Source organism: Burkholderia sp. IT-111MI5 (genome assembly GCF_949752865.1).
Taxonomy (GTDB): Bacteria; Pseudomonadota; Gammaproteobacteria; order Burkholderiales; family Burkholderiaceae; genus Burkholderia; species Burkholderia pyrrocinia_C.
In genome coordinates, this window is record NZ_CATKIF010000034.1 from 1 (window position 1) to 3,192 (window position 3,192).

The 3,192-nt window shown below is 53.1% G+C and carries 2 rRNA genes; both read left to right on the top strand.

Annotated elements, in window-relative coordinates:
* Positions 1 to 20: 20 nt before the first annotated feature.
* A 23S ribosomal RNA gene (locus ACM6JT_RS24595) occupies positions 21 to 2,902 on the top strand.
* Between the two features lie 151 nt (positions 2,903 to 3,053).
* Positions 3,054 to 3,166 (top strand): 5S ribosomal RNA (rrf, locus tag ACM6JT_RS24600).
* Positions 3,167 to 3,192 lie beyond the last annotated feature (26 nt).

Genomic DNA, 3,192 nt, shown 5'->3' on the forward strand with positions numbered 1-3,192 from the left:
ACGAGACAGACTCGTTATAGGGTCAAGCGAACAAGTGCATGTGGTGGATGCCTTGGCGATCACAGGCGATGAAGGACGCGGTAGCCTGCGAAAAGCCCCGGGGAGCTGGCAAACAAGCTTTGATCCGGGGATGTCCGAATGGGGAAACCCACTCCTTTTGGAGTATCCATGGCTGAATACATAGGCCATGAGAAGCGAACGCGGTGAACTGAAACATCTAAGTAACCGCAGGAAAAGAAATCAACCGAGATTCCCAAAGTAGTGGCGAGCGAAATGGGATGAGCCTTGCACTCTTTATTTGTATTGTTAGCCGAACGCTCTGGAAAGTGCGGCCATAGCAGGTGATAGCCCTGTAGGCGAAAACAGTATGAAAGAACTAGGTGTGCGACAAGTAGGGCGGGACACGTGAAATCCTGTCTGAAGATGGGGGGACCATCCTCCAAGGCTAAATACTCGTGATCGACCGATAGTGAACCAGTACCGTGAGGGAAAGGCGAAAAGAACCCCGGGAGGGGAGTGAAATAGATCCTGAAACCGCATGCATACAAACAGTCGGAGCCTCGTAAGGGGTGACGGCGTACCTTTTGTATAATGGGTCAGCGACTTACGTTCAGTAGCAAGCTTAACCGTATAGGGCAGGCGTAGCGAAAGCGAGTCCGAATAGGGCGTTCAGTTGCTGGGCGTAGACCCGAAACCAAGTGATCTATCCATGGCCAGGATGAAGGTGCGGTAACACGTACTGGAGGTCCGAACCCACTAACGTTGAAAAGTTAGGGGATGAGCTGTGGATAGGGGTGAAAGGCTAAACAAACTTGGAAATAGCTGGTTCTCTCCGAAAACTATTTAGGTAGTGCCTCGTGTCTCACCTTCGGGGGTAGAGCACTGTCATGGTTGGGGGGTCTATTGCAGATTACCCCGCCATAGCAAACTCCGAATACCGAAGAGTGCAATCACGGGAGACAGACATCGGGTGCTAACGTCCGGTGTCAAGAGGGAAACAACCCAGACCGCCAGCTAAGGTCCCCAAATATAGCTAAGTGGGAAACGAAGTGGGAAGGCTAAAACAGTCAGGAGGTTGGCTTAGAAGCAGCCACCCTTTAAAGAAAGCGTAATAGCTCACTGATCGAGTCGTCCTGCGCGGAAGATGTAACGGGGCTAAGCTATATACCGAAGCTGCGGATGCGAGCTTTGCTCGCATGGTAGGAGAGCGTTCCGTAAGCCTGCGAAGGTGCGTTGAAAAGCGTGCTGGAGGTATCGGAAGTGCGAATGCTGACATGAGTAGCGATAAAGGGGGTGAAAGGCCCCCTCGCCGTAAGCCCAAGGTTTCCTACGCAACGTTCATCGGCGTAGGGTGAGTCGGCCCCTAAGGCGAGGCAGAAATGCGTAGCTGATGGGAAGCAGGTCAATATTCCTGCACCATTGTTAGATGCGATGGGGGGACGGATCGCGGAAGGTTGTCCGGGTGTTGGAAGTCCCGGTCGCTGCATTGGAGAAGGCGCTTAGGCAAATCCGGGCGCGTAATTCAAGGGTGTGGCGCGAGCTTCTTAGGAAGCGAAGCAATTGGAAGTGGTTCCAAGAAAAGCCTCTAAGCTTCAGTCTAACGATGACCGTACCGCAAACCGACACAGGTGGGCGAGATGAGTATTCTAAGGCGCTTGAGAGAACTCGGGAGAAGGAACTCGGCAAATTGGTACCGTAACTTCGGGATAAGGTACGCCCTTGTAGCTTGACTGGCCTGCGCCAGGAGGGTGAAGGGGTTGCAATAAACTGGTGGCTGCGACTGTTTAATAAAAACACAGCACTCTGCAAACACGAAAGTGGACGTATAGGGTGTGACGCCTGCCCGGTGCCGGAAGATTAAATGATGGGGTGCAAGCTCTTGATTGAAGTCCCGGTAAACGGCGGCCGTAACTATAACGGTCCTAAGGTAGCGAAATTCCTTGTCGGGTAAGTTCCGACCTGCACGAATGGCGTAACGATGGCCACACTGTCTCCTCCCGAGACTCAGCGAAGTTGAAGTGTTTGTGATGATGCAATCTACCCGCGGCTAGACGGAAAGACCCCATGAACCTTTACTGTAGCTTTGCATTGGACTTTGAACCGATCTGTGTAGGATAGGTGGGAGGCTATGAAACCGGAACGCTAGTTTCGGTGGAGCCGTCCTTGAAATACCACCCTGGTTTGTTTGAGGTTCTAACCTTGGCCCGTGATCCGGGTCGGGGACAGTGCATGGTAGGCAGTTTGACTGGGGCGGTCTCCTCCCAAAGCGTAACGGAGGAGTACGAAGGTACGCTAGGTACGGTCGGAAATCGTGCTGATAGTGCAATGGCATAAGCGTGCTTAACTGCGAGACCGACAAGTCGAGCAGGTGCGAAAGCAGGTCATAGTGATCCGGTGGTTCTGTATGGAAGGGCCATCGCTCAACGGATAAAAGGTACTCTGGGGATAACAGGCTGATACCGCCCAAGAGTTCATATCGACGGCGGTGTTTGGCACCTCGATGTCGGCTCATCTCATCCTGGGGCTGTAGCCGGTCCCAAGGGTATGGCTGTTCGCCATTTAAAGAGGTACGTGAGCTGGGTTTAAAACGTCGTGAGACAGTTTGGTCCCTATCTGCCGTGGGCGTTGGATATTTGAAGGGGGCTGCTCCTAGTACGAGAGGACCGGAGTGGACGAACCTCTGGTGTACCGGTTGTCACGCCAGTGGCATCGCCGGGTAGCTATGTTCGGAAGAGATAACCGCTGAAAGCATCTAAGCGGGAAACTCGCCTTAAGATGAGATATCCCTGGGGACTAGATCCCCTTGAAGGGTCGTTCGAGACCAGGACGTTGATAGGTCAGGTGTGTAAGCGCAGTAATGCGTTCAGCTAACTGATACTAATTGCCCGTAAGGCTTGATCCTATAACAAGTCTGCCTTGTAGATGAGCGCCGTGCGATGCACGAGCCGCCATCCGAGAGACTGGTTGGATTCTCGTGTGTGATACACACAACTCAAAATTACTGCTTCTTCCAAGATTGGTCGCGCTGCGAAGCAACGCGACAACCCTCTTTGCCTGATGACCATAGCGAGTCGGTCCCACCCCTTCCCATCCCGAACAGGACCGTGAAACGACTCTACGCCGATGATAGTGCGGATTCCCGTGTGAAAGTAGGTAATCGTCAGGCTCCCTAAGCCAGAAACCCCCGCCCGA